This window comes from Neoroseomonas terrae, assembly GCF_018129025.1.
Taxonomy (GTDB): Bacteria; Pseudomonadota; Alphaproteobacteria; order Acetobacterales; family Acetobacteraceae; genus Neoroseomonas; species Neoroseomonas terrae.
The window spans coordinates 24,631-48,378 of sequence record NZ_JAAEDI010000001.1 but is presented as its reverse complement, the minus strand read 5'-3'; the positions used below and the strand labels follow the sequence as shown (position 1 = coordinate 48,378).

Below are 23,748 nucleotides of genomic sequence, written 5' to 3'. Positions count from 1 at the left end.
TCTTCATGATGCGGTGCGGCGAGATAGGGTCTAGGCTACCTCCGCAACGTGCGGGAGCAGGGCGATGTCAGACCGTTTCGGGTTCAAGCCGGACTTCGACATGATGAAGGTGCTTGGCGAGTTCCGCATGCCGGCGATGCCGGACATGGAGGCTCTCGCCGCCGCCCAGCGCCGCAACATCGAGGCGCTGTCCACCGCCAACCGCGTCGCGCTGGAAGGCGCGCAGGCGGTCGCACGGCGTCACATGGAGATCATGCAGGCCTCGGTCACCGAAATGACCGATGCGATGAAGGCCTTCGCCTCGGCTGACGCGCCGCACGACAAGGCGACGAAGCAGGCCGAGCTGGCCAAGGCCACCTATGAGAAGGCGGTGGCCAACCTGCAGGAGATCGCCGACCTCATCCAGAAGTCCAACAGCGAGGCGCTCTCGGTGCTGAACAAGCGCTTCGCCGAGGCGATGGACGAGGTGAAGGGCCTGGTCGGCAAGGGCTGACCCGACCCTACTCTGGGCAGCCGCCTGGCGGCTTCCGGGCTTCGGTCATGTGGTCCGGATGCGGTCGTCGGGCGTGTGAGCAAGTGCCCGGCGCTTCAAACGGCCTCCGACCCCTCTATCGGTCGGGCGCCGGCCCCGTGCCGCTCCCGACCAGCCTTCCCTGGGCGTCATAGCGGCGCCAACCGTTGCTGCTGCGTTCGATGCGCCCGACGCTGCGGCCTAAAGAATCGTAGATCCGTGCGCGGTCGCCTGACCATTCGGTGCGACCCGTCGGGCGCCCCGACGCGTCGTAGTGGCGCGTCGTGCTGCCGCTCCGCGCGCTGCGGCCTTCCGTCCGCCCTGCGGAATCGTAGTGACGGGTGGTGTCGCCGCGCGTCTCCGACCGGCCGGCCTGCCGGCCCGATGCATCATAGTGGCGCTGCGTCGCCTGCCCTTCGGTACGGCCGGTCGATCGGCCGGCGGCATCGTATTGCCGGCTGGTCTGCGCGCAGGCGAGCGCCGGGGTGAGCAGCAGCACGGCAAGCGTGGTTGCGGGACGGTGCATGGGGAATCTCCGCTGGAACGATTGCGGAAGGTTGCGGCGCGGATATGGCCGTTCCGCCACCGCGCCTCCGTCGGTCCGACACGCCAGGCACCGGGCGGCGCGTGCGAAGAGCGACCGCGCCAAGACACCTCGGCGAAGCAGCGCACGGCGCAAAGGACACCCCGCACGGATGTGCGGCACCCGCCGCCCGACGGTTCAGCAACGACTCAGCTCCGATCAGGTTCGGCGAGCGATTTACACACAGCCGTCACGTTGCTACCTAGCGCCCGCCCTTCTCCTGCCATTGACGCCCTGCGGCACCCGGAGCCCCCCGGCCATGAAGATCGTCGCCTGCAACAGCAACCGCCCCCTCGCCGAGGCGGTGGCCGCAGCCTGTGGCATTCCGCTGACCAATGCCTCCGTCCGCCGCTTCGCGGACATGGAAGTGTTCGTCGAGATCCATGAGAACATCCGCGGCGAGGATGTGTTCGTGGTGCAGTCCACCAGCTACCCCGCCAACGACAACCTGATGGAGCTGCTGATCACGCTGGATGCGCTGAAGCGGTCCTCCGCGCGGCGCATCACCGCGGTGATCCCGTATTTCGGCTATGCCCGGCAGGATCGTAAATCCGGTCCCCGCACGCCCATCAGCGCCAAGCTCGTGGCGAACCTGATCACGGCGGCGGGTGCCAACCGCGTGCTGACGATGGATCTGCACGCCGCGCAGATCCAGGGCTTCTTCGACATCCCGGTGGACAACCTGTTCGCCGCGCCGCTGTATTCGCGTGACATCCAGGAACGCTATGCGGGTCGCGAGCTGATGATCGTATCCCCCGACGTGGGCGGCGTGGTGCGCGCGCGCGCCATCGCGGCCCGGCTCGGCGTCGATCTGGCCATCATCGACAAGCGGCGCCCGCGCGCCGGAGTCTCCGAAGTGATGAACGTGATCGGCGAGGTCGAAGGTCGCGACTGCCTGCTGGTGGACGACATCGTCGATTCGGGCGGCACGCTGTGCAATGCGGCCGAGGCGCTTTTGAAGAACGGTGCGAAGTCCGCCGGTGTCTATGTGACGCATGGCGTCTTCTCGGGTGGCGCTGTCGCGCGCATCGGCGCCGCGCCGATCGAGAACATGATCGTCACCGACAGCATCCAGGCGACCGAGGCAGTGCGCGTTTCGCGCAACATCCGCCAGCTCACGATCGCGCCGCTGCTCGCCGAAGCGATGAAGCGGATCAGCGAGGAATCGTCGGTTTCGTCGCTGTTTAACTGAGAAGGGATCGTTGGAGAGGGGCTCTGCCCCTCTCCAAACCTCTCCCCGCCAAAGGCCGAAAGGCCTCTGGACACCTTGAGTTGGTTCCGGCCCGCATGCCCGGCAAATACGGGAACCACATTCCGGGCACCGAGTACGCGCGCCCCGCCCCGCCCAGCGCCAAGTGATGGTTTCCAAAGGCCCTTCGGCCTTTGGTGGGGTGGGGTCCGGGGAGGGGCAAAGCCCCTCACCGCGCTTCCCTCCCCGGCTTGCCAACCCTCGCCCGTCGCCCGATCCTCCGCCCGGTCGCCTACTGGCGGCCGGATGGAAGGACACGCGGCATGAAGCTTTACTACTCCCCTGGCGCCTGCTCGCTCGGCATCCATGTGCTGCTTGAGGAGATCGGCGCGCCTTATGAGGCCGTGCTGGTGAACCTGCGTGAGGGCGCGCAGTTCAAGCCGGCGTTTACCGGCGTGAACCCGAAATCCAAGGTCCCGACGCTGGAGCGCGAGGACGGCTCCATCCTGACCGAATATCCCGCCATCGCGTTCTGGCTGGCCTCCCGCTTCCCGACCGCCGCGCTGCTGCCGTCGGGCATGGACGCGCAGGCGCGCGCGCTGGAATGCACCGATTACTGCGTCGCCACGCTGCACATGCAGGGCTTCTCCCGCATGTTCCGCCCGTCGAACTTCGCGCCGTCGGAAGGCGATGCCGAAGCGGTGAAGACACGTGGCGCAGAGATCTTCTCGAAGGGTCTGGCGATGTTCGACAAGGCGCTGGACGGCAAGGAGTGGCTGGTCGGTGGCTATTCCTTCGCGGACAGCGCGCTGTTCTATGTCTCCTTCTGGTGGAACGGCCGCATGGGCCACGAACTGCCGGCCAATGTCGCCGCGCATTACGCGCGGATGAAGGCCCGCCCGGCCGTACAGCGCGCCCTGGCCGCCGAGGGGCTGGCGTGAGCGAAGCGCCTTTCGACATTTTCGGCCATCCGTCGGCGGGCGAGGCGCGGCCCTTCAGCCGCGCCACCCGCGCCGGCGGCCTGGTGTTCGTGTCGGGGCATTCCGCCCCGCACGATCCGGCCAACGGCGTCCATCGCGGAGAGACCGCCGCCGAGCAGACGCGCAACGCGCTCGGCATGGTGGACCGCATCCTGCGCGAGGCCGGTTCGTCGCTCGACCGCGCCGCGCAAGTGACGATGCTGATCACCGATCCGGCCGACTATGCCGAATGCAACGCGGAATACGTGAAGCACTTCCCGAACGGCTTGCCCGCGCGCCATACCGCGCGCTTCGGCGTGCCGACCGAGGCGAAGGTCGCCTTCGCCTGCATCGCCCTCGCCGGAGACGCTGCATGACCAAGCCGATCCTTTGGACCTCGACGCGCACAAGCGGGACCATCGTCCACCAGATGGTCGCGGCTTCGGGTCTCGACCTCGACATCCGCTTCATCAGCCTGCGCAAGGGCGACCACAAGACGCCGGAATACCTCGCCATCAACCCGAAGGGGGAGGTCGCGGCGATCCAGATTCCCGATGCCGGAGTCGCGATCACCGAGATCCCGGCGATGGCGCTGTGGTTGGCCGACGCCGCGCCGGAATCCGGCCTGCTGCCGCGCGACCCGATCGGCCGCGCGAAGGGCATGGAATGGCTCACCTGGTGCCACTTCCGGATGGCCAACACCTTCTATGTCGCCTTCCAGGCGGATGGGCTGCTTGCCGATGACGTGGCCGCCGCTGCGAAGCTGCGCGCCGCCGCCGCCGCCCGCGGCGGGGAGGCTCTCGCCTTCGTCGACGCGGCGCTGGCGCGGCAGCCCAACGGCACGCTACTCGACACGCCGCACGTCACCGCGCCCGACATCTTCGCCGCGGCGCTGCTGTTCCTCGCCGGCTTCCTCAAGCTGCCGACGGATCACTTCGCCCATCTGAAGGCCCTGAGCGCGAAGGTCGCCGCCGTGCCTGCCATCGCCGCCGCCCTCGCCCGCGAGGAGGAGATCGGATGACTGTCACCCTGAACCCCACCTCGTTCTGGTTCCTCCGCCACGGGGAGACGGACTGGAACGCCGAAGGCCGCAGTCAGGGCCGCACCGACATACCCCTCAACGGCGTGGGGCTGATGCAGGCGCGTCGCGCGGCGCTCGCGATGGTGGATCGCGGCATCGTCACCATCGTCTCCTCACCGCTGTCGCGCGCGCTGGATACGGCCGAAATCGTGGCCGAAGCCCTCAATCTGCCGGTCTCTACCGACGTCGACCTTCAGGAAGTCGCCTTTGGCACCGAGGAAGGCAAGCCGATGGGCGATTGGTACGATGACTGGATCGCCGGCGGCTTCACCCCCGAGGGTGCCGAGACCTTCCAGGGCCTGCATGACCGCGCCGTGGCGGCGATCAATCGCGCGACTGCGCTGCCCGGCCCCGTGCTCGTGGTGGCGCATGGCGCGCTGTTCCGCGCGTTGCGCCTCGCCTTCGGGCATGAGCCGAACGTCCGCACGCCCAATGCGCTGCCGATCCTCTGCACGCCGCCGGCAACCGGCAAGGTCTGGGATGTCGAACCGGTGACGCTGCCGCACCTGCCGGCGTGACCGCCGGGGAGGCGCCGCGCGGCGCCTCCCCGGCGCCTCAGGCGCCTGCGCCGACGAGGTGCGACACGTTCTTCGTCACGGTGTAGCAGGCGAGCCCTTCGCTGCCGCCCTCGCGGCCGTAGCCGCTGTCCTTCACGCCGCCGAACGGTGTCTCCGCGATCGACGCCACCAAGTGGTTTATCGAGAGATTGCCCACTTCGAGCTGGTCGCTGAGCTGCTCCACCCGCGGCGCGGAGTTCGTGAACGCATAGCCCGCCAGCCCGAAGGGCAGCGAGTTTGCCTTCGTGATCGCCTCGTCCAGGCTGCGCGTACGGCTGATCAGCGCGAGCGGGCCGAAGGGCTCCTCCTGCATCGCCAGCGCGTCGTCCGGCACGTCCGCCAGCACGGTGAGCGGATAGAGGCAGCCCTGGTTGCCGACGCGCTCGCCGCCAGCCAGCACCCGCGCACCGCGCGAGACCGCATCGGCGACCAGGCGCTCCATCGCCTCCACACGGCGGTGATTTGCCACGGGGCCCATCATCGTTGCGGGATCGAGCCCGTTGCCGATCTTCACCGCCTTCGCCTTCTCGCCCATGGCGGCGGCGAAGCGGTCATGCACCGCGTCATCCACGAAGAAGCGCGTCGGCGCCACGCAGACCTGACCGGCGTTGCGCGACTTCACGGTCGCGGAGACGGCCGCCGCCGCATCCACGTCGATGTCGTCGCAGACGATGACCGGCGCGTGCCCACCGAGTTCCATGATGGCCGGCTTCATGTACTGCCCGGCGAGCGCAGCGAGCCGCTTGCCCACCGGCACCGAGCCGGTGAAGGTCACCAACCGCACCGTGGCCTGCGGGATCAGGTACTCCGAGATCTCCGACGGCACGCCGTACAGCAGTTGCAGCGCGCCCTTCGGCACGCCGGCATCGACGAAGGCTTCGACGAGATGCATCGCGCCGGCCGGCGTTTCCTCCGATGCCTTCAGGATGATTGCGCAGCCGGCTGCGAGCGCGCCGGCGACCTTGCGCGTCGGCGAGCTGATCGGGAAGTTCCATGGCGCGAAACCGGCGACGATGCCGATGGGCTCGCGCAGCACGATGTGGCGCATGCCGGGTTCGGCGGGAATGACACGGCCATAGGCGCGGCGACCTTCCTCGGCATCCCATTCGATGATGTCGCAGGCGCGGATGGCTTCGATCTTCGCCTGGGCGTGGGGCTTGCCCTGCTCCAGCGTGATGGAGTCGGCGATGGCGTCGGCCCGTTCGCGGATGAGCTGCGCTGCCGCACGCATGATGGCCTGGCGCTTCACGGGGGAGGTGCGGCGCCACGCGCGCTGACCCTCGACGGCAGCAGCGAGCGCATCATCGAGATCGGCCTTCGTCGCGTGCGGTACCTCGCCGACCACGCTGTCATCCAGCGGATTGTGGACGGGTGCGCCGGGACGGCTGCGCCATTCCCCCGCGACATGGAGCTTGAGGGTCGGGTAGGTCGCCATGGCTGATCTCCTCGAAGTCGTGGGTGGGCGCGAGGCGGCGGCACGGCCCGATATATATCTATGGATATAGCGCGAAGGCATGCTGTCAACCAGCCGCCGCCCGCGACCCTGGACAGGGCCACGCGGCGTGCCGATCATCCGGTCACGGCGGATGTCGGATCACGTCACAGGCGGCATCCGGCGAAACCGCCCGGAGGAACCCAGCCCATGAGCAAGGCCAGGCTGCTGCGCCAGCGTATCGCGGCGGGAGAGACCATCGTCGCGCCCGGCGCCTATGACGGCCTCAGCGCCCGCCTCGTTGCCCAGGCCGGGTTCCAGGCGGTCTATGCCAGCGGCGGGGCCATCTCCCGCAGCACTGCCCTTCCGGATCTCGGGCTGCTGAGCGTCAGCCGCATCATCGAGCGCATCACGGAGATTTGCGACGCGACGGGCCTGCCGGTCATCGCCGATGCCGACACTGGCTACGGCAATGCGCTGAACACCCACGTCGCCGTGCGGGGATTCGCCCGCGCCGGTGTCGCCGGCCTGCACCTGGAGGACCAGGACTTTCCCAAGCGCTGTGGCCACCTGGACAACAAGGCGCTGATCCCGGCGCGGGAGATGGCAGGCAAGCTGCGCGCCGCCTGTGACGCGCGGCCGGACCCCGACCTCCTGATCATCGCACGCACCGACGCGATTGCGGTGGAGGGCATCGACGCCGCGCTCGACCGCGCGCGCGCGTATCGCGACGCAGGGGCGGATGTGATCTTCGTTGAGGCACCGCGCAGCCTGGCCGAGATCGAGCGCATCGCGCGCGAGATCCCGGGACCGAAGCTGATCAACATGTTCCACGGCGGAAAGACGCCGCTGGTGCCGGCGGCCGAGCTGCAGGCGATGGGCTATGCCATCGTGATCATTCCATCCGACCTCCAGCGCGCCGCAATCCGGGCCATGCAGGACACGCTCGCCGCGATTGCGCGCGATGGCCACGCCATGGCGATGGAGGAGCGCATGGTCTCCTTCAAGGACCGAGAAGCGCTGGTCGGCACCGAGGATTGGCTGCGCCGCGACGCGACATACGCCGCCTGACGAAACAGGCGCGGGAGGATGACGATGCCCCGACCACAGGACAGCTTCTCCGCGGCCCGGTCGCTGACGGTCGAGGGCGACGTCTACGCGATGGTGAGCCTCGCCGCGGCCGAGGCGAACGGCCTCGCCGGTCTGACGATGCTGCCGCGCAGCCTGAAGGTACTCGCCGAGAACGTGCTCCGCCACGAGGATGGCCGCGCGGTGACGGCGTCGACGCTGGAGGGTCTGCGGAACTGGTCCACGCCGGCAGGTGTCGGCGCGGAGGTCCCGTTCCATCCGACGCGACTGGTGCTGAACGATTCAGGCGGCCTGCCGGCCATGGCGGACCTTGCCGCGCTGCGCGACGCGGTGCGCCGTGCCGGCGGCGATCCCACGCGGATCAATCCCGGCGTTCCGGCGGACATGGTCATCGACCACTCGGTGATGGTGGATGCCTTCGGCACGCTTGACGCCGTGGCACGCAACCTCGACCTTGAGTACGAACGCAACGCGGAACGCTACCGCTTCCTGCGCTGGTGCCAGTCGGCCTTCACCGGCTTCCGCGTGGCGCCGCCGGGACAGGGCATCCTGCACCAGGTGAATCTGGAACACATGGCGCGTTGCGTCTGGACATCCGAGCAGGACGGTCGTCGCTGGGCGTACCCAGAATCGCTGATGGGCACGGACAGCCACACGCCGATGATCAACGCGCTCGGCGTGCTCGGCTGGGGTGTCGGGGGCATTGAGGCGACGGCCGGCGTGCTCGGACAGCCGATCGGCATCGTGCTGCCCCGCGTCGTGGGCTGCCGCCTGGTCGGCGCGCCGGCGCAGGGCGTGACGGCGACCGACATCACGCTGCTCGTCGTGCAGCGGCTCCGCGCCTATGGCGTGATCGCCGCCTATGTCGAATTCTTCGGCCCGGCGCTGTCCCGCCTGTCGCTGCCGGATCGCGCGACACTGTCCAACATGGCGCCCGAATACGGCGCCACCATGGGCTTCTGCCCGGTTGACGCGGAAACCATCCGCTTCCTCGAATTGACCGGCCGCGGCGGCATGCATGCCCGATTGGTCGAAGCTTATTGCCGCGCCCAGGGCCTTTGGCACGACGCCGATGGCCCGCAGCCGCGCTTCCTCGAAGCCCTGGAAATCGACCTGTCCGAGGCTGAACCCGCCGCTGCCGGCCCACGCCGCCCGCAGGACCGCGTCAGCCTGCCGCAGATCCGCCCTTCGTTCGACGCCGCCTTCCCGCCGCGCGGGAGCATCCCCGATGGCGGTCTGGCCGATGGCGCGGTGGTCATCGCCGCCATCACGAGCTGCACCAACACCTCGAACCCCGACGGCATGCTCGGTGCCGGCATCCTTGCCCGCAAAGCCGTCGCACGCGGCCTGACGTCGAAGCCCTGGGTCAAGACGTCGCTCGCACCGGGATCAACCGTGGTCGCGGACTACCTGGAGGCGACCGGGCTGCAAGCCGACCTCGATCGCCTCGGCTTCAACCTCATCGGTTTCGGCTGCACCACCTGCATGGGTAATTCGGGCCCGCTGCCGGAGGCGGTGGAGGAAGCGATCGCGACCGGCGGCAGCACCGCCGTTGCCGTGCTTTCAGGCAACCGTAACTTCGAAGGTCGCGTCCATACCCTCGCCAAGGCGAACTACATCATGTCGCCGCCGCTGGTCGTCGCGCATGCGCTCGCGGGCACCATCCGCATCGACCTGACGACCGACGCGATCGGGCCGGACCGCGACGGCCGCCCCGTGATGCTTGCAGACATCTGGCCGACGGCGGACGAGATCGCCGAGGCGCGCGATGTCGCCCTGACCACCGAACGCTTCGAGCGCCGCTATGCTGCCGTCTTCGCCGGCGACGAGCGCTGGCAAGGCCTCGACGCCCCCGCAGGCGACACCTTCCCCTGGGCGGCGGACAGCCTCTACATGCAGGAACCGCCCTTCCTGCAGGACGTGCCGGCCGAACCGGAACCCGCCGAGGACCTGGAAGGCGCGCGGATGTTGGTGATGCTCGGCGACAGCGTCACCACCGACCACATCTCGCCGGTCGGCATCATCACGCCCGCTTCCGCTTCCGGCCGCTACCTGATCGAACACCAGGTGCGACCGAAGGACTTCAACTCCTTCGCGGCGCGGCGGCTCAACCACCATGTCATGATCCGCGGCACCTTCGGCAACATTCGCCTACGCAACCGGCTCGCGCCAGGCACCGAAGGCGGCTGGACGCACCACCAGCCGAGCGGAGAGATCCTGCCGATCCACGAAGCCGCCGCGCGCTACGCGTCGGAGGGCGTCCCACTGATCGTCATGGCCGGCGCGGAGTACGGCGCGGGATCCTCGCGCGACTGGGCGGCGAAGGGCACGCGGTTGCTGGGCGTCCGCGTCGTCATCGCCAACAGCTTCGAGCGCATCCACCGATCGAACCTCGTCTATCTCGGCGTGCTGCCGCTCCAGCTCCCGCAGGGCGTGACAGCGGAGACACTTGCGCTGGACGGCACGGAGACCTTCAATCTGGAAGGCATCGCGCCCTGGCCGGCGCCGGTGTCGACCATCACCTGGACCATCCGCCGCGCCGATGGGCGGACCGAGGCACTGCCCCTGCTCTGCCGGCTCGATACGCCCTTCGAGGCCGAGTGCTTCCGCCACGGCGGCATCCTGCCCCGCGTCCTGCGCCAGCACCTGTCCGGCCTTGCGCCGGGCATGCGTTCAGGTTGAAGCCGCGAGCAGACGCGCGCCGAGGGCGGTCGAGCCCCTCACGCCCCCAACGTCACGCCGGTTCCGGCTTCGTCATCACGAAGCGCCGGTAGATCGCCCCCAGCGCGATCAGCGCCAGTCCCAGCCCGAGGAAAGACAACACGCGCCACAACCCGACCAGCGCGTCCATGTCCACCAGGAACACCTTGAACGTGGCCAGCGCGATGACGGCGAGCGCCGCCAGTCGGATCTCCTTCCGCCCGCTGCGGATGCCGATCGCCACCATGACGGCGCCGAGCAGCAGCCAGGCGCCGGAATAGGCGTACATCTCCGCCTCCCCCACCCAGCGCGCCCCCATATGCTCCGGATGGAAGGCACGGCGCACCTCCAGCGTGACCCAGGCGAAAGCGGAAACCAGCGCGTAGGCCGCGAGAAGCTGCGCCGCTCCTGGCGGTTCCTGCGCCTCCGGCGCACGCGCCACCGCCCAGGCAGCGAGCAGCGCGGGCAACAGATAGGCCGGCGCGAGCGCATTGAGCAGCGGCACGGCGCCGACGGCGCGATCCGTCGCCCAGGGATTGGTGGCCAGCAGGATCACCCCCACGATGAGCCCCGCCACCCCCGCCGTCCGCGCCGCCCAGAGCATCGCGACGCGCCCGGTGGCCCGGTGCAGCAGCAGCGCGACCGCCGCGCAGGCGAACAGCGCGGTGCACTGCCAGGCGGCCTCCGCGAAGGCCCAGGCCTCCTCGGCAAGCGCGCCGGGATGGAAAACGTGACGGATTTTGAGCAGCACGAGGAGCGTCGCGAACAGCGCCGATCCGCATTCGAGTAGCCGCACCACGATGCCGTCCCGTTGGCGCAGGAAGATCCGCGCCGCCCACCAGAAGCAGCCCGCCGGTACGCCATAGGCGAGCAACAGCCCGTTCAGCACGGGTGTCTCGCCCCAGTCATAGCCCAGCACGAAGCCGTTCAACGCCAGCCGCCCGAGCACCAGCGTGGCAACCGCCACCGCCACGCGCCGCAACGCATCGAGCCCCGTCCGCAGGGCGATCATCGCGAGCGGTGGCAGGAACAGCGCGACGGTCAGCGTGAGCCACTGGTCGCGCAGCACCATCGCGACGCCGAGCGCCAGCGCTGCCGTCGCGGCGGCCGCATGGGCCCCGGCGCGGCCCAGGCTCTCGGCGCGCATCGCCCGCGCCACCGCGCCCACATGCACGGCCGCCAGCACCGTCGCGGCGAGCGCCCAGCCCGGGTCAGTCGCGAAGCCACGAACTCGCGCATAGGCGGCGAGCAGCGCCAGCACCGGCACGGTCGCGCCCAGCCCCGCCCAGGCCAGCGCCCGCCCCTCGAAGGCCAGCCCGGCCAGCAGATGCATCAGCGCCAGGATCGCCGCGACGGTCAGGTAGGGGGTCAGCGCGGCGGGCACGGTCGCGCCCGGAATGACCGCCTGGGTGACGCCCTCGATCGTCACGGCCTCCCAGGTCTGGGTCCAGGCCGGCACCTGCCAGACCAGCAGCAGCATCAGGCCGAGCCCTGCGGCGATCCAGGGCAGGCGGACTAGCCGCGGGTCGCGCAGACCGGCGAGGATGGCGACCGCCGACAGCAGCAGCAGCCCCGCAGCTGGCGCGATGCCGGTCTCGAAGATCGCCAACGGCAGCAGTGCCGCGCCGAGCAGCGCCGGCGGCAGATGGGTCAAACGCCGGCCAAGGGTGCCCGACAGCGCCTCTCTCGGCAGCAGGAACAGGAAGCATGCGGCCGCCGCCGGCACGAACAGCGCCGGCGCCCATTGATCGAGGCCCTCGCCCATGATGGTGCCAAGCAGCACCCAGAGGGCACCCGCCACTGTCGCGCACCAGCCGAGCCATCCCCAGGCAGTCGCACGTACCACCATCATCGCAGCCGCGACCACCACCAGCAGATAGGCGAACAGTCCAGGCAGCGAGGTTCCGCCGGTCTCGACCAGCAACGGCGTCACGAACGCGCCGACCAGCCCGACCACAGCCACCAGCGGCCCGCGCCGCAACGACAGCAGCATGCCGAGCGCCCCGGCCGCCGCCATGCCGGCGAAGCCGACTAGGGGCGGCAGCAGCCCATACAACGCCGTCGCGGCATAGGTGGCACCGAACAGCGCCGCGACACCGCCGGCGGCAAGCGCAGACGGCGCATAGTCGGGCAAGGCGCTGGCGCGTTCGGTCGCGGCCGACCGCTTCGCCAACCATTCCCCGCCGATGATCAGGGCGATACCGAGCAGCCCGGCCAGGGCGCACCGCGCCCCCGGGCCGAGCCACCCTTCCTCCACCGCAAAGCGGATCAGGAAGACACCGGCCAGCAACAAGGCACCCGCCCCGAGCCAGACGCCCCAACGCTGGGTGATCAGTTCCTCGAGGTTCCGCTGCGGGCGCGCCGGCGCCGACCGGGACCAGGGTGGGAGCGCCGCGGCCTCGGCCGGTTCCGGCTCCGGCACATCCTCTGGCGCGCCCTGCGGCGCGGCCGGGGCGCTTGCGGCGGGCGGAGCGTCGAATGCGGGCGCCTCGGGCGGCGCGACCGGGGACCAAAGCGGCCCGGGCGGCCGGAACCCGGCGGCGACCAGGGCCGCTGCCATGCTGCCGAGCTCGGTGCGCAGGCCGGCGACCTCGGCACGCAGCGCCGCCGCCTCCCGCCGGGCACCCCCGGCGCGGATCAGGCCGGCGATGCCGAAGAACCACCCACCCAGAAAAGCAACGAGAACGACGAGGATAAGGCCTTCCATCCGCCGGACGCTCCCCTTCCCGGCCGCGCCGCGTCAAGGCCTTCGACACTTGCGTGCGTGACCTGCATCGCCTAGAAGCGGCGCGCGCCGGCACCCCTGGAGGCCGGCGTTTGTCGTTGCGGCCTGCCCATCGGGCCCCGCGGCGGCGATATCACACGAACCTGAATTGGAGCACGACCATGGTCCAGACCATCCGGATCGAGGCCGAAGCGCGCGAGCAGGCAGGTAAGGGGGCAGCCCGCGCAACCCGGCGTCAGGGGCTTGTCCCCGTTGTCATCTACGGCGCGAAGCAGGAGGCGACGCTTGCGGCGCTCGACCCGCGCGTCGTGATGAAGGAACTGCAGAAGGGCGGCTGGCAGTCGCACCTGTACGAGGTTGCGGTGAAGGACGGCGCCACCGAGCGCTGCCTGATGCGCGACGTGCAGTTCCACCCGGTCACCGACCGCCCGATCCATGTGGACTTCCAGCGCCTGGCGCCGGGCGCCCGCATCCGCGTGAAGGTGGCGGTGCACTTCCTGAACGAAGAGACCTGCCCGGGCATCAAGGCCGGCGGCGTGCTGAACGTCGTGCGCCGCGATATCGAGGTGATGGCCGACCCGGAGAACGTGCCGGCAGCCTTCGAGATCGACCTGGGCGAGGCCAGCATCGGTGACGGCCTGCGTTGGTCGGCGGTGAAGGACCAGTTCGGCACGAAGCCGGTCATCGTCGGCCGCGACTTCATGGTGGCCTCGATCGCCGCCCCGACAGTGGTGGAGGACGCCGCCCCGGCAGCCGCGGCGGGCCCCGTCGAGGCGACGAAGCAGAAGGCGCCGGCCGCCGGCGCTGCCGCCGCGGCCAAGCCCGCGAAGAAGAAGTAAGAAAGTCGGGGGAGGAACACCTCCCCCGAATCCCCCACCGCTTTCTGTCTGTTGGAGACTGACCGCCGAGGCCGGCGCCAGTAGACAGAAAAAGGAGGGGGATCGGGGGAGTTCTCTCCCCCGACCTTTCTTTCTCCCATGCCTGCGCAAGACGGACCTCTGCTCTGGGTGGGCCTCGGCAATCCGGGCAGCGAACACGCGCGCCAGCGGCACAATATCGGCTTCATGGCGCTCGACGCGATCGCGCGGCGCCATCGCTTTTCCCCCTGGCGCAAGCGCTTCAAGGGCGAGGTCAGCGAGGGCGTGATCGCCGGCCGCAAGGTCTGGGCGCTGAAGCCCATGACCTACATGAACGCCAGCGGCGATTCAGTGCAGCAGGCCGCATCCTTCCTGAAGCTGCCGGTCGAGGCGGTCACTGCCTTCCATGACGAACTCGACCTCGCGCCCGGCAAGGTGCGGGTGAAGAAGGGCGGTGGCGTGGCGGGGCACAACGGCCTGCGCGACATGCGCCGCGCCTTCGCGACCCCCGAATTCTGGCGGGTGCGGCTGGGCATCGGCCATCCGGGACACAAGGACGCGGTGACCGGGCATGTGCTCGGAAATTTCGCGAAGCAGGACCAGGCCTGGCTCGAGAAGCTGCTGGATGCGGTGACGGATGCTGCACCGATGCTCGTCGAAGGCCGGGCGGAGGAGTTCATGACCCGCGTGGCGCTGCTGACGCAGGAGGCGTGATGTCGGATCTGCCCGATGAGATGAGCTTCGGCGGCCCCTCGCCGCAGGATGTCGCGAACGGCACGGCGATCCTGGCATCGGCGCTGGTGCGGGAGGCAGAGGCGCTGGCTTCGGCGGCCGCGGGCATGCGGGGCTCGCTTGATGTGCTGGACGACACGCCGGGACAGCGGATGGTGCAGGCGAGCGCGGTCCAGGCCGCGACGCTGGCGGGTGCGTTGTCGCTCGTCGCGCGGCTGCTGCTGCATTTTACCGGCGATGCCGAACGCGCGGCGCAGGAAGCCGCGGCCGGCCTGCCGCGCGGCGCCGTCTCGGGCCGGACCATCCTGGGGCATCTGCGCGCGGCGTCGCTCGCGCCGGTGACGGATGACGGCGCGGCGCGCATCGCTGCGGCCATCGTCGCCGAGACTTTCGCCATGGCTTTCGACGCTGCGTGGCGCGACGCGCCCGGCGGACAGGGGGATTGAGATGGGTTTCAACTGCGGCATCGTGGGCCTGCCGAATGTCGGCAAGTCCACCCTCTTCAACGCGCTGACGCAGACGGCCTCCGCCCAGGCGGCGAACTATCCGTTCTGCACGATCGAGCCCAACGTCGGTCGCGTGGCGGTGCCCGACCGGCGGCTGGATGCGCTGACGCGCATCGGCAAGTCGCAGAAGACGGTGCCGACCAGCCTGGAATTCGTGGATATCGCCGGGCTGGTGCGCGGCGCGTCGAAGGGCGAGGGCCTCGGCAACCAGTTCCTGGCCAACATCCGCGAGGTGGACGCGATCGTCCATGTCCTGCGCTGCTTCGAGGATGGCGACATCACTCATGTCGAGGGCAGCATCGACCCGCTCCGCGATGCCGAGACGGTCGAGACGGAGCTGATGCTCGCCGACCTGGACTCGTTGGAGAAGCGCGCCCAGGGACTGGTGAAGCGCGCCCGCGGCGGGGACAAGGAAGCGATCGCGCAGATGGCGCTGATCGACCCGATCAAGGCGGCACTGGAAGCCGGCAGGCCGGCGCGGACGGCGGTGCCGAAGGGCGAGGAAGCGGCCGCAGCGCGGCTGCAGCTGATGACGACCAAGCCCGTGCTGTATGTCGCGAATGTCGAGGAAGGCAGCGCGGCGACGGGCAATTCACAGTCCGAACGTGTCTTCGCCAAGGCGAAGGCCGAAGGCGCGCAGGCCGTGGTGGTCTCGGCGGCGATCGAGGCCGAGATCAGCCAGATGCCGGATGCCGACCGGGCGGAGTTCCTGGATTCGCTCGGCCTGGAGGATTCCGGCCTGGATCGCATCATCCGGGCCGGCTACGCGCTGCTCGGCCTGATCACCTACTTCACCGTCGGCCCGAAGGAAGCACGCGCCTGGACCATCCTGAAGGGGATGAAGGCGCCGCAGGCCGCCGGCGTGATCCATGGCGACTTCGAACGCGGCTTCATCGCGGCCGAGACGATCGGCTTCGATGACTACGTGGCGCTGAACGGTGAGCAGGGCGCGAAGGAAGCCGGGAAGATGCGGGTGGAAGGCAAGGAATACGTCGTGAAGGATGGCGACGTGATGCTGTTCCGGTTCAACGTGTAACGGATGACGCTCTGCACCGCGGAGCGGGGCCATGAGCGGCATTGCGAGCAGTCGGACCAAATAGGCATCCTGCGCATCTGATTTGCCGGAGTATCGGAGCAGATGCGCTTGTTCGTCCTGGCAGTCATCTGCACCCTGGTGACCGTGACAGATGTGCGGGCGACAAGCTGCTATCCTCCGCCCGCGGCACCGATGCAACGGGTTCGCGACATACCCATCATCTTCGCTGGCGAGGTCACCACAACGCCGCCGTCAGAGCATTCCTCAAGTCTGTCGGGCCGGCGCGTCCGGGTTCGTGTGAACCAAGTCTGGAAAGGCCTGCTCACCTTGGGCTCCGAGGTGAGCATCTGGGACGGCAGGGCCTTCGCTCCCGGTGAACGGGCCCTTTTCATCGCAATGTCCGCTCATACAGGGGAACTATCCGACGGCGGCCCCTGTGGAGGTCAACACCGGCGCGGGCTGGAGTCCGCGCTGGAAGCGATGGACGACGAGGTCGGTCCGCTGCGTCGCCGTGCCGCCGCCAGCGCGATGTCACCGGACCCTCAGCTTTCCCTCGGCAATGCCCTGCTGCGCTGGCGTGACCTGCCCGCGGCCCGCGCCGCCTTCGAGGCCGCGGGACCAGGCAACGTCGCGGCGCGGGCTGGCCTTGCGCGGGTGGCCTTGGCCGAAGGTCGGACCGCCGAGGCACTCGCTCTGGCACGCGCCCTGTCAGAGGGCCATCCGGACGATGTGGAAGCGACACGCCTGCTGGGCCAGGTGCGCCTCGCCACTGGGGACTTGTCGGCGCTGCCGGGGCTGAGCCTACGCGGCGCGGAGCTCGTCCGCCTGGACCTGTCAGGTGCGGATCTTCGTGGTCAGGATCTGACCGATGCGACGCTTAGAGGCGTTCGGCTGGTCGGCGCTGATCTTCGGGGCGCGCGCTTCGTGCGAACCGAGCTTTCCTTCGTCGATCTGAGCCAAGCGGATCTGCGCGGCGCCGTCTTCAGCGATCAGGTCTCGCTGCACGGGATCCTCAATAGTGCGGATCTGAGGGGTGCACAGATCACGGATACATATGTTGGGCGCGACAGTCCTCCGGGGATGAACGCTCAGGGCGTCAGGCTCGACGATGCGCGGCTGGAGCGTGTGACGCTGCAGGCCCTTGATCTTTCGGATGCTTCACTTCCGCGAATCGCCGCGACTCAGGTTCTTGTCAGGCACAGTTCCTTGAGAGGGGCGAATCTGAGCGGCGCAAGGCTGTCCCTGTTCCGCTTCGAGACGTCGCAACTTTCGGGCGCCAGCTTCCGCAACGCCCGGCTGGACGGTGTCAGTTTCGGCGAGACAACGGTGACCGTCGTGGATTTCCGCGGGGCGCGCCTCCACGAAGTTCGCTTTCCCTGGGCGTATCTGAACCGAGCGGTCTTTGCCGGCGCGAGTCTGGTTGCCGTCGACTTTCGGGATGCCACCCTGGGCGCCGCCGATTTTCGTGGAACATCCCTTCGCGGTGCCGTGCTGGACCGCGTGGCTCTGCAATGCGAAACGCGATTCCCTGCGGGCTTCGACCCGGAGCGGGCCGGCATGGATATCACCACCGCGACTTGTTAGATCGGGATCGACCAGTGCTCCGGAGTAAGGGCGTATGTCGCCCCGCCGCTCCCTACCGCCCCGGCAACGCCGTCCGCGCCGCCCCCGTCGCCGGGTCGGGCGGCGGCAGCGCCGTCCCGCGCGGCCCGATCGGCCCGCTGCGCGAATACTGGTCCTCCCCGCAGGCGGCCAGCGCCAGCATCACCAGCAAGACAGGCGCGAGAATCCGGACAACCGCAGGTCGCATCATTCCGCCCGCTTAGCACGCCTGCCCTGTCGCGCTAAACCGCACCCGCGCAGCGCAGAGGCAATTTTCCATGTCCGACCTCATCACCCCCATGATCGGCTTCATCGGCGGCTCGGGCGTCTATGACCTCGACGGGCTCGAGGACCGCAAATGGGTCAAGATCCGCACCCCCTGGGGCGACCCGTCCGACGAGATCCTGACCGGCGCGCTGCACGGCGTACGCGTCGCCTTCCTGCCGCGCCACGGCCGTGGCCACCCCACGCCGCCCTCCGCGCTCAACTACCGCGCCAATATCGACGCGATGAAGCGCATCGGCTGCACCGAGCTGATCTCGCTCTCGGCCGTCGGCTCGCTGAAGGAGGAGCTGCCGCCCGGGCATTTCGTCCTCGTCGACCAGTTCATCGACCGTACCTTCGCGCGCGAGAAGTCCTTCTTCGGCACCGGCTGCGTCGCGCATGTCTCGGTCGCCCATCCGGTCTGCCCGCGCCTGGGCGACGCGCTGGAGACTGCGGCGAAGGGCATCGGCATCCCCTACACGCGCGGCGGTACCTACCTCGTCATGGAGGGCCCGCAGTTCAGCACCAAGGCGGAAAGCCTGCTGTATCGCCAGTGGGGCTGCGACGTGATCGGCATGACCAACATGCCCGAGGCGAAGTTGGCCCGGGAAGCCGAGCTTTGCTACGCGACCATGGCGATGGTGACGGATTTCGACTGCTGGCACCCCGACCACGACCACGTCACGGTCGAGCAGGTGGTGAAGGTACTTTTCTCCAACGCCGACAAGGCGCGTGCCCTGGTGAAATCGGTCGTTCCCGCGCTCGGCGCGCCGCGCGACCCCTGCCCGGCCGGCTGCGACCGGGCACTGGACCACGCGCTGATCACCGCGCCGGAAAAGCGCGACCCGGACATGCTCGCGAAGCTCGATGTGGTGGCGCGCCGGGTGCTGTAGCGATCGCGTGATAGATCGGAGAAGCGCTCTGCGCCTCTCCGGCGCGCCTTAACCCCCCGCCAACGCGCTTGCCGCAGCATCGCTGCCATGTCGCCCGATCTGCTTGCTGCCGCCGCCGCCATCGACCGCCTCCCGCGCGAGACGATTCACGGTTCCGTCGTCGGCCTCGGAGGGCTCAGCGTCACGCTGGAGGGCTTCGGCTCGCTTGCCGCGATCGGCGACCGCGTCCGGCTGGAGGCGCCGAACGGTGCCAGCGCCCTCGCCGAGATCGCGGCGTTCCGCCACGGCCGCGCCGAGGCCATCGCCATGGGCCCGCTGGCCGGCCTTTCGGACGGCGTGCGCGCCGTGCTGGCGCCACGTCCTGCCCTCGCTGTCTCGGACGACTGGCTCGGCCGTGTGCTCGACCCGATGGGCGCGCCGATGGATGGTCAGGCACCACCCGCATCGGGCGCCTGCCCGCGCCTCACCCACACTGCGGCGCCGCCGGCGGGCCTGCGGGCGCGGCTTGGGCCGCGGATGGCGCTCGGCGTGCGTGCGCTGGACCTGTTCACGCCGGTGCGGCAAGGGCAGCGGCTCGGGCTGTTCGCCGCCTCGGGCGTCGGAAAATCCACGCTGATGGCCATGCTGGCCGGCGGGGTCGAGGCGGACGTGATCGTCTTCGCCCTGGTCGGCGAACGGGGGCGGGAGCTGCGCGAGTTCATCGAGGACGACCTCGGCCCGGACCGGCTCGCGCGATCGGTCGTGATCTGCGCCACCTCCGATGCCGCCGCGCCGTTGCGGCGGGAAGCCGCCTACGCCGCCATGGCCGTGGCCGAACATTTCCGCGACGAAGGCCGCCAGGTGCTGCTGCTGATGGACAGCGTGACGCGCTTTGCGCTGGCCTTGCGGGAGATCGGCCTGGCGGTCCGCGAACCGCCAGCGACGCGCGGCTTCCCGCCGTCCGTCTTCACCGAGTTGCCGCGCCTGCTGGAACGCGCCGGCCCGGGGCCGGAGGGATGCAGCGGTGCCATCACCGGCCTGTTCACCGTCCTGGTCGAAGGCGACGACCATGATGAGCCGGTGGCGGATGCCGTCCGCGGCATCCTGGACGGTCATGTCGTACTGGATCGCCGCATCGCGGAGGCTGGCCGCTATCCGCCGGTCGACGTGCTGCGCTCGTTGTCGCGAACGGCGCCGGCGGTGCTCGATCCGCATGAACGCCCGCTGGTCGCTGAGGCGCGGCGCCTGCTCTCCACCTATGGCGAGGTGAAAGACCTCGTGCGGCTCGGCGCCTATCGCGTCGGTCACGATCCCCAGGCGGATGAGGCGGTCCGCCTGGCCCCGGCGATCGAAGCGGTGCTTGCCCAGGGCAAGGCGGAACCAAGCGACCCCGGCCAGGCTTTCGGCGCGCTGGCCGCCGCGCTGGCGGCCTAGCGGCGCTGCGGCCGTCACGCCGCATCCGCCCTCCGCGGCGCCGCGTGGCGGGTCGACACATGCCGAATGATCACGCGAGGAGCGGAAGCAAGCACCCGCACCGTGGCGTGGCCATCGGCGGGCCGCGCGTACTCCGCTTTCAGGCTCGTCCACCCGCAGCGGAGCAAGCAGGCGGCCGCCACTGCGGAAATGTCGGTCCGCACCGATACGGAGAGAGAGAGGAGGCGGCTTCTCTCCACCCGGCCGTCAAGCGACCTTCGGTGCCGCTTCCATCCAGCGCCAGTACATCTCACGCGCCTGTGTCGCGAAACGGCCGATCTGCATGTCCCGCCCGTTGTAGCGTGTGCAGGGCTGCACCTTGGCGTAGTTGCCGGTCGAGAAGATCTCGTCCGCGCTGTCCAGTTCAGCGGGCTTCACCGTGCGCTGCTCGACCGTTACGCCCGCCTCGTTGAACAGGCTGATGACGCGCTGGCGCGTGATACCGTTCAGGAAGGTGTGGTTTACCGCCGGCGTGATGACCTTGCCGTCCTTCGCGAACCAGAGATTGGCCGAGGCGAATTCGGCCACATGCCCCATCGCGTCGCACATCACCGCGTTGTCGGCACCCTGCGTGCCCGCGAAGGCCGAGGCGCGCGCGCCGTTGGGATACAGGCAGGCCGCCTTCGCATCGGTTGGCGCCATCTCCGGCGTCGGGCGGCGGAAGGGCGCCATCACCGCCGAGAAGCCGGCCCAGCCCGGGATCGGGCTGTCGTAGATCGACAGGATGAAATCCGTGCTGTCCGGGTCGGGCCGTGCCGCACCCAGCCCCTTGCGGATGAAGAACATCGGGCGGACGTAGAGCTCGGCATCCGGGCCCATGCGGCGGATGCCCTCGCGACACAGGGCCTCGATCTCGGCCGCGGTCTTCGTCGGCTTCATCAGCATCGCATGCGCCGAGGCGACGGCGCGCGCGCAGTGGCGGTCGAGGTCGGGCGCCCAGCCCCTGATGGCCCTCGCCCCGTCGAAGATGACCGAACCCAGCCAGAAGGCATGGTCCATCGGGCCGAGGATCTTCGGTTCCTCGGTCATCCATGTGCCATCATACCAGAAGACGCCGGCCATCTGTTCCTCCAGCCCGAGTTGGGGCGATGGATGTGCCACGACGGCGGCACCCGGAGAAGGGCCTGCCAGGAGGAAACATGATCGGAGAACACTTTGATCCGCGCGAGGCCCGCAGTGCGGATGAGCGTGCGGCCTGGCTCGCGAACGCCCTGCCCACCGCGATCGCCGCAGCCGCCCACGCGCCGGCGCAGGCTGCCCGGCTTGCCGGGATCGACCCGGCGGAAATGACCGATCGCTCGACGCTGGCGCGCATCCCTGTACTGCGCAAGGCAGACCTGCCTGCGGCGCAGAAGGCGATCCCCCCTTTCGGCGGCTTCGTCGCCGCCGCGCCGGGTTCCTTCGCACGGCTGTTCCTGTCGCCCGGCCCGATCTTCGAGGGTGAGGCGCGCGCAGCGGATCCCTGGCACATGGCCTCCGCCTTCTTCGCCGCCGGCTTCCGCGCGGGAGAGGTGGCGCTGAACACCTTCGCCTATCACCTGACGCCTGGCGGATGGATGATGGATCATGGATTGCAGGCGCTCGGCTGCGCCGTGATCCCGGCGGGTCCCGGCAATACCGAGGCGCAGCTGGACCTGATCGAGGCCTTCCGCCCCGCCGGCTACACGGGCACGCCGGACTTCCTGAAGATCCTGCTGGATGCGGCGGAGAAGGCCGGCCGCGACGCGCGATCCATCCGCAAGGCGATGGTTTCCGGCGCCGCCTTCCCGCCATCGCTCCAGGCTGAGGTGAAGGCGCGCGGCATCGACGCGTTCCAGATGTACGGCACCGCGGACCTGGGCTGCGTCGCATACGAAACCGCAGCGCGCGATGGGCTCGTCGTCGCCGAGGAGGTCATTGTCGAGATCGTTCGCCCCGGCACCGGCGACCCCGTGCCGGATGGCGAGGTCGGCGAGGTCGTCGTCACCGTGCCCGACCCGACCCATCCGATCCTGCGCCTTGCGCTTGGTGATCTCTCGGCTGTCGTGCCGGGGGTTTCGGCGTGCGGGCGGACGAACACGCGCATCGCCGGCTGGCGCGGCCGCGCCGACCAGACGACGAAGGTGAAGGGCATGTTCGTGCGGCCCGAGCAGATCGCCGAGGTCGCGAAGCGCCATCCCGGCACCGGCCGCCTGCGCCTGGTCGTTACCCGCGATGGCGAGCAGGACGCGATGACGCTGCGCGCCGAGGCTGGCGATGCAAATGGCCTTGCCGACGCGCTGGCAGCGTCGCTGCACGCCGTGACGCGGTTGCGCGGCACCGCGGAGATCGTGGCGCCCGGAAGCCTGCCGAATGATGGCAAGGTGATTGCGGATGAGCGTCCGGTTGCGTGACGCCACGCGGCCGCTCTTGTCAGCCGATCGCATCGTCGTGATGCTGCCGGCACGGCGCGACGGCGCGTCGACCCGGTCCAAGAACGACGCATCGCCGCAAGGAACACGATGAAGATCACGCGTGTCGAGAGCATTCCGCTCCGCATTCCCTTCACCCATGGCGGCCCGCCGCTGAGCTTCGCCGGCAAGCCACGCACCACGATGGACACGCTGCTGGTGCGCGTGGAGACCGAGGAAGGCCTGGTCGGCTGGGGCGATGGCTTCGGCGCCTCCATCTTCCCCAACACCAAGCTGGTGCTGGATGAATTCATCGCCCCGCTCGTCACCGGCCGCAGCTTCGACGATCCCGCGGCGCTGAGCGAGGAGCTGCAGGTCAAGCTGCACAATCTCGGCCGCGGTGGACCGCCCATCTATGCGCTCTCCGGCCTCGACATCGCGTTGTGGGACCTCGCCGGCAAGGCCGCGGGTACGTCGCTCAGCACGATGCTCGGCGCGCGGCGCACCTCCCTGCGCGCCTATGCCAGCCTGCTGCGCTACGGCGTGCCCGAGCTCGTGGCGACGAATGTGACCAAGGCGCTGCGCGACGGCTTCGAGCTGATCAAGCTGCACGAGATCACGCTGGAAGCCTCGCAGGCGGCGCGCGACGCCGCCGGGCCGTCCATCCCGATCATGGTGGACACCAACTGCCCGTGGCGCGGCGACGAGGCCGTGCACAACGCGCAACTCATCGCGAAGATGGACCCGCTGTGGATCGAGGAGCCGGTCTGGCCACCCGAGGACCACGAGACGCTGGCCCGCGTCCGCCGCGAAGCCAGGATCCCCGTCGCCGCCGGGGAGAACGCCGCCAATGCGACGGCGCTGATCCAGATGCTGTCCGCCAGCGCTGTGGACTACGCCCAGCCGAGCGTCTCGCGCATCGGCGGCATCACGGAGTTCCTGAAGGTCTCCGCCGCGGCGCGCCAGCATGGCGTGAAGCTCGCGCCGCACTCGCCCTATTTCGGGCCGGGCTTCGTCGCGACGCTGCATCTCCTTGCCGCCGAGGAAGCCGATATCGCGATCGAACGCTTCTTCCTCGATCTTGAGACGACGCCGTTTGCCGGTCAGGTGGACGTCATCGGCGGCCGCGTGGCGGTACCGACCGGCCCGGGCCTCGGTGTCGAGCCGGACCCGGCCCTGATCGCGCGCTATCGCACCGCCTGAGGAGGAAC

Annotated in this window: 22 protein-coding genes; 17 read left to right on the top strand and 5 right to left on the bottom strand. The window is 69.5% G+C overall.

The features are described 5' to 3' along the window. The first annotated feature begins 64 nt into the window (after nucleotides 1–64). Nucleotides 65–493: a phasin family protein gene (locus GXW78_RS00235; protein WP_246521724.1), complete on the top strand. Its 429-nt coding sequence runs from the start codon at nucleotides 65–67 to the stop codon at nucleotides 491–493. Nucleotides 494–608: 115 nt separating this feature from the next. Here the strand turns inward: GXW78_RS00235 and GXW78_RS00230 are convergent, their stop codons facing one another. Beyond that, nucleotides 609–1,037, bottom strand: a complete 429-nt coding sequence (locus tag GXW78_RS00230) for a hypothetical protein (RefSeq protein ID WP_211864983.1) — start codon at nucleotides 1,035–1,037, stop codon at nucleotides 609–611. Nucleotides 1,038–1,353: 316 nt separating this feature from the next. Between GXW78_RS00230 and GXW78_RS00225 the strand changes: the two genes are divergently transcribed. From GXW78_RS00225 to GXW78_RS00205, 5 genes are all read left to right on the top strand, one after another. Then, a complete protein-coding gene (locus GXW78_RS00225; RefSeq protein WP_211864982.1) occupies nucleotides 1,354–2,286 on the top strand; it encodes a ribose-phosphate pyrophosphokinase in 933 nt (310 codons plus the stop codon). 320 nt (nucleotides 2,287–2,606) lie between these two features. Then, nucleotides 2,607–3,224, top strand: a complete 618-nt coding sequence (locus GXW78_RS00220; RefSeq protein ID WP_211864981.1) for a glutathione S-transferase family protein — start codon at nucleotides 2,607–2,609, stop codon at nucleotides 3,222–3,224. Continuing rightward, nucleotides 3,221–3,619 carry a RidA family protein gene (locus tag GXW78_RS00215; RefSeq protein ID WP_211864980.1) on the top strand — a complete coding sequence of 133 codons (399 nt, stop codon included), beginning with the start codon at nucleotides 3,221–3,223 and terminating at the stop codon, nucleotides 3,617–3,619. The genes GXW78_RS00220 and GXW78_RS00215 overlap by 4 nt, the downstream gene beginning before the upstream one ends. Continuing rightward, a complete protein-coding gene (locus tag GXW78_RS00210; RefSeq protein ID WP_211864979.1) occupies nucleotides 3,616–4,263 on the top strand; it encodes a glutathione S-transferase family protein in 648 nt (215 codons plus the stop codon). The genes GXW78_RS00215 and GXW78_RS00210 overlap by 4 nt, the downstream gene beginning before the upstream one ends. Beyond that, nucleotides 4,260–4,841: a histidine phosphatase family protein gene (locus GXW78_RS00205; RefSeq protein WP_211864978.1), complete on the top strand. Its 582-nt coding sequence runs from the start codon at nucleotides 4,260–4,262 to the stop codon at nucleotides 4,839–4,841. Before GXW78_RS00210 ends, GXW78_RS00205 begins: the two co-directional genes overlap by 4 nt. Before the next feature lie 37 nt (nucleotides 4,842–4,878). Here the strand turns inward: GXW78_RS00205 and GXW78_RS00200 are convergent, their stop codons facing one another. Continuing rightward, nucleotides 4,879–6,315: an NAD-dependent succinate-semialdehyde dehydrogenase gene (locus GXW78_RS00200; RefSeq protein ID WP_211864977.1), complete on the bottom strand. Its 1,437-nt coding sequence runs from the start codon at nucleotides 6,313–6,315 to the stop codon at nucleotides 4,879–4,881. A gap of 207 nt (nucleotides 6,316–6,522) precedes the next feature. Between GXW78_RS00200 and GXW78_RS00195 the strand changes: the two genes are divergently transcribed. Both GXW78_RS00195 and acnA read left to right on the top strand, forming a co-directional pair. After that, a complete protein-coding gene (locus GXW78_RS00195) occupies nucleotides 6,523–7,383 on the top strand; it encodes an isocitrate lyase/PEP mutase family protein (RefSeq protein WP_211864976.1) in 861 nt (286 codons plus the stop codon). 24 nt (nucleotides 7,384–7,407) lie between these two features. Beyond that, on the top strand, nucleotides 7,408–10,083 hold the full coding sequence (gene acnA, locus GXW78_RS00190) for an aconitate hydratase AcnA (RefSeq protein WP_272876770.1): 2,676 nt from the start codon (nucleotides 7,408–7,410) through the stop codon (nucleotides 10,081–10,083). 52 nt (nucleotides 10,084–10,135) lie between these two features. On the opposite strand, the gene GXW78_RS00185 is transcribed toward acnA, so the two are convergent. Further along, nucleotides 10,136–12,808, bottom strand: coding sequence for a DUF2339 domain-containing protein (locus GXW78_RS00185; protein ID WP_211864974.1), 2,673 nt, complete (start codon nucleotides 12,806–12,808; stop codon nucleotides 10,136–10,138). 179 nt (nucleotides 12,809–12,987) lie between these two features. Here GXW78_RS00185 and GXW78_RS00180 point away from each other — a divergent pair, with 179 nt between their 5' ends. The 5 genes from GXW78_RS00180 (at nucleotide 12,988) to GXW78_RS00160 (ending at nucleotide 17,541) form a co-directional block, all read left to right on the top strand. Beyond that, complete coding sequence (locus tag GXW78_RS00180; protein ID WP_211864973.1) at nucleotides 12,988–13,665, top strand: 50S ribosomal protein L25/general stress protein Ctc; 678 nt, start codon at nucleotides 12,988–12,990, stop codon at nucleotides 13,663–13,665. A 138-nt stretch (nucleotides 13,666–13,803) separates the two neighbouring features. Beyond that, on the top strand, nucleotides 13,804–14,397 hold the full coding sequence (gene pth / locus GXW78_RS00175) for an aminoacyl-tRNA hydrolase (protein ID WP_211864972.1): 594 nt from the start codon (nucleotides 13,804–13,806) through the stop codon (nucleotides 14,395–14,397). Beyond that, nucleotides 14,397–14,861, top strand: coding sequence for a hypothetical protein (locus GXW78_RS00170; protein ID WP_211864971.1), 465 nt, complete (start codon nucleotides 14,397–14,399; stop codon nucleotides 14,859–14,861). Before pth ends, GXW78_RS00170 begins: the two co-directional genes overlap by 1 nt. Before the next feature lies 1 nt (nucleotide 14,862). Further along, nucleotides 14,863–15,957, top strand: coding sequence for a redox-regulated ATPase YchF (gene ychF, locus GXW78_RS00165; protein ID WP_211864970.1), 1,095 nt, complete (start codon nucleotides 14,863–14,865; stop codon nucleotides 15,955–15,957). 102 nt (nucleotides 15,958–16,059) lie between these two features. After that, nucleotides 16,060–17,541, top strand: a complete 1,482-nt coding sequence (locus GXW78_RS00160) for a pentapeptide repeat-containing protein (RefSeq protein ID WP_211864969.1) — start codon at nucleotides 16,060–16,062, stop codon at nucleotides 17,539–17,541. A 52-nt stretch (nucleotides 17,542–17,593) separates the two neighbouring features. On the opposite strand, the gene GXW78_RS00155 is transcribed toward GXW78_RS00160, so the two are convergent. Beyond that, the gene (locus GXW78_RS00155) at nucleotides 17,594–17,731 is read right to left on the bottom strand and encodes a hypothetical protein (RefSeq protein WP_211864968.1); all 138 of its coding nucleotides are present in this window, start codon (nucleotides 17,729–17,731) and stop codon (nucleotides 17,594–17,596) included. Nucleotides 17,732–17,837: 106 nt separating this feature from the next. On the opposite strand from GXW78_RS00155, the gene GXW78_RS00150 reads away from it, so the two are divergent. Both GXW78_RS00150 and GXW78_RS00145 read left to right on the top strand, forming a co-directional pair. Beyond that, nucleotides 17,838–18,716, top strand: coding sequence for an S-methyl-5'-thioadenosine phosphorylase (locus GXW78_RS00150; protein WP_211864967.1), 879 nt, complete (start codon nucleotides 17,838–17,840; stop codon nucleotides 18,714–18,716). 87 nt (nucleotides 18,717–18,803) lie between these two features. Beyond that, nucleotides 18,804–20,129 carry a FliI/YscN family ATPase gene (locus GXW78_RS00145; RefSeq protein ID WP_211864966.1) on the top strand — a complete coding sequence of 442 codons (1,326 nt, stop codon included), beginning with the start codon at nucleotides 18,804–18,806 and terminating at the stop codon, nucleotides 20,127–20,129. A gap of 246 nt (nucleotides 20,130–20,375) precedes the next feature. On the opposite strand, the gene GXW78_RS00140 is transcribed toward GXW78_RS00145, so the two are convergent. Next, nucleotides 20,376–21,269, bottom strand: coding sequence for a branched-chain amino acid aminotransferase (locus GXW78_RS00140; RefSeq protein ID WP_338147643.1), 894 nt, complete (start codon nucleotides 21,267–21,269; stop codon nucleotides 20,376–20,378). Nucleotides 21,270–21,307: 38 nt separating this feature from the next. On the opposite strand from GXW78_RS00140, the gene GXW78_RS00135 reads away from it, so the two are divergent. Beyond that, complete coding sequence (locus tag GXW78_RS00135) at nucleotides 21,308–22,540, top strand: phenylacetate--CoA ligase family protein (protein WP_211864965.1); 1,233 nt, start codon at nucleotides 21,308–21,310, stop codon at nucleotides 22,538–22,540. Nucleotides 22,541–22,648: 108 nt separating this feature from the next. Beyond that, nucleotides 22,649–23,740 carry a mandelate racemase/muconate lactonizing enzyme family protein gene (locus tag GXW78_RS00130; protein WP_211864964.1) on the top strand — a complete coding sequence of 364 codons (1,092 nt, stop codon included), beginning with the start codon at nucleotides 22,649–22,651 and terminating at the stop codon, nucleotides 23,738–23,740. Nucleotides 23,741–23,748: the final 8 nt, after the last annotated feature.

Coding starts and splice junctions, on each gene's coding strand:
- GXW78_RS00225 (WP_211864982.1), top strand. CDS start 1,354: ATGAAGATCGTCGCCTGCAACAGCAACCGCCCCCTCGCCGAGGCGGTG.
- GXW78_RS00150 (WP_211864967.1), top strand. CDS start 17,838: ATGTCCGACCTCATCACCCCCATGATCGGCTTCATCGGCGGCTCGGGC.
- GXW78_RS00160 (WP_211864969.1), top strand. CDS start 16,060: ATGCGCTTGTTCGTCCTGGCAGTCATCTGCACCCTGGTGACCGTGACA.
- GXW78_RS00230 (WP_211864983.1), bottom strand. CDS start 1,037: ATGCACCGTCCCGCAACCACGCTTGCCGTGCTGCTGCTCACCCCGGCG.
- GXW78_RS00130 (WP_211864964.1), top strand. CDS start 22,649: ATGAAGATCACGCGTGTCGAGAGCATTCCGCTCCGCATTCCCTTCACC.
- GXW78_RS00135 (WP_211864965.1), top strand. CDS start 21,308: ATGATCGGAGAACACTTTGATCCGCGCGAGGCCCGCAGTGCGGATGAG.
- GXW78_RS00180 (WP_211864973.1), top strand. CDS start 12,988: ATGGTCCAGACCATCCGGATCGAGGCCGAAGCGCGCGAGCAGGCAGGT.
- GXW78_RS00195 (WP_211864976.1), top strand. CDS start 6,523: ATGAGCAAGGCCAGGCTGCTGCGCCAGCGTATCGCGGCGGGAGAGACC.
- GXW78_RS00145 (WP_211864966.1), top strand. CDS start 18,804: ATGTCGCCCGATCTGCTTGCTGCCGCCGCCGCCATCGACCGCCTCCCG.
- GXW78_RS00220 (WP_211864981.1), top strand. CDS start 2,607: ATGAAGCTTTACTACTCCCCTGGCGCCTGCTCGCTCGGCATCCATGTG.
- ychF (WP_211864970.1), top strand. CDS start 14,863: ATGGGTTTCAACTGCGGCATCGTGGGCCTGCCGAATGTCGGCAAGTCC.
- GXW78_RS00235 (WP_246521724.1), top strand. CDS start 65: ATGTCAGACCGTTTCGGGTTCAAGCCGGACTTCGACATGATGAAGGTG.
- acnA (WP_272876770.1), top strand. CDS start 7,408: ATGCCCCGACCACAGGACAGCTTCTCCGCGGCCCGGTCGCTGACGGTC.
- GXW78_RS00185 (WP_211864974.1), bottom strand. CDS start 12,808: ATGGAAGGCCTTATCCTCGTCGTTCTCGTTGCTTTTCTGGGTGGGTGG.
- GXW78_RS00170 (WP_211864971.1), top strand. CDS start 14,397: ATGTCGGATCTGCCCGATGAGATGAGCTTCGGCGGCCCCTCGCCGCAG.
- pth (WP_211864972.1), top strand. CDS start 13,804: ATGCCTGCGCAAGACGGACCTCTGCTCTGGGTGGGCCTCGGCAATCCG.
- GXW78_RS00210 (WP_211864979.1), top strand. CDS start 3,616: ATGACCAAGCCGATCCTTTGGACCTCGACGCGCACAAGCGGGACCATC.
- GXW78_RS00205 (WP_211864978.1), top strand. CDS start 4,260: ATGACTGTCACCCTGAACCCCACCTCGTTCTGGTTCCTCCGCCACGGG.
- GXW78_RS00200 (WP_211864977.1), bottom strand. CDS start 6,315: ATGGCGACCTACCCGACCCTCAAGCTCCATGTCGCGGGGGAATGGCGC.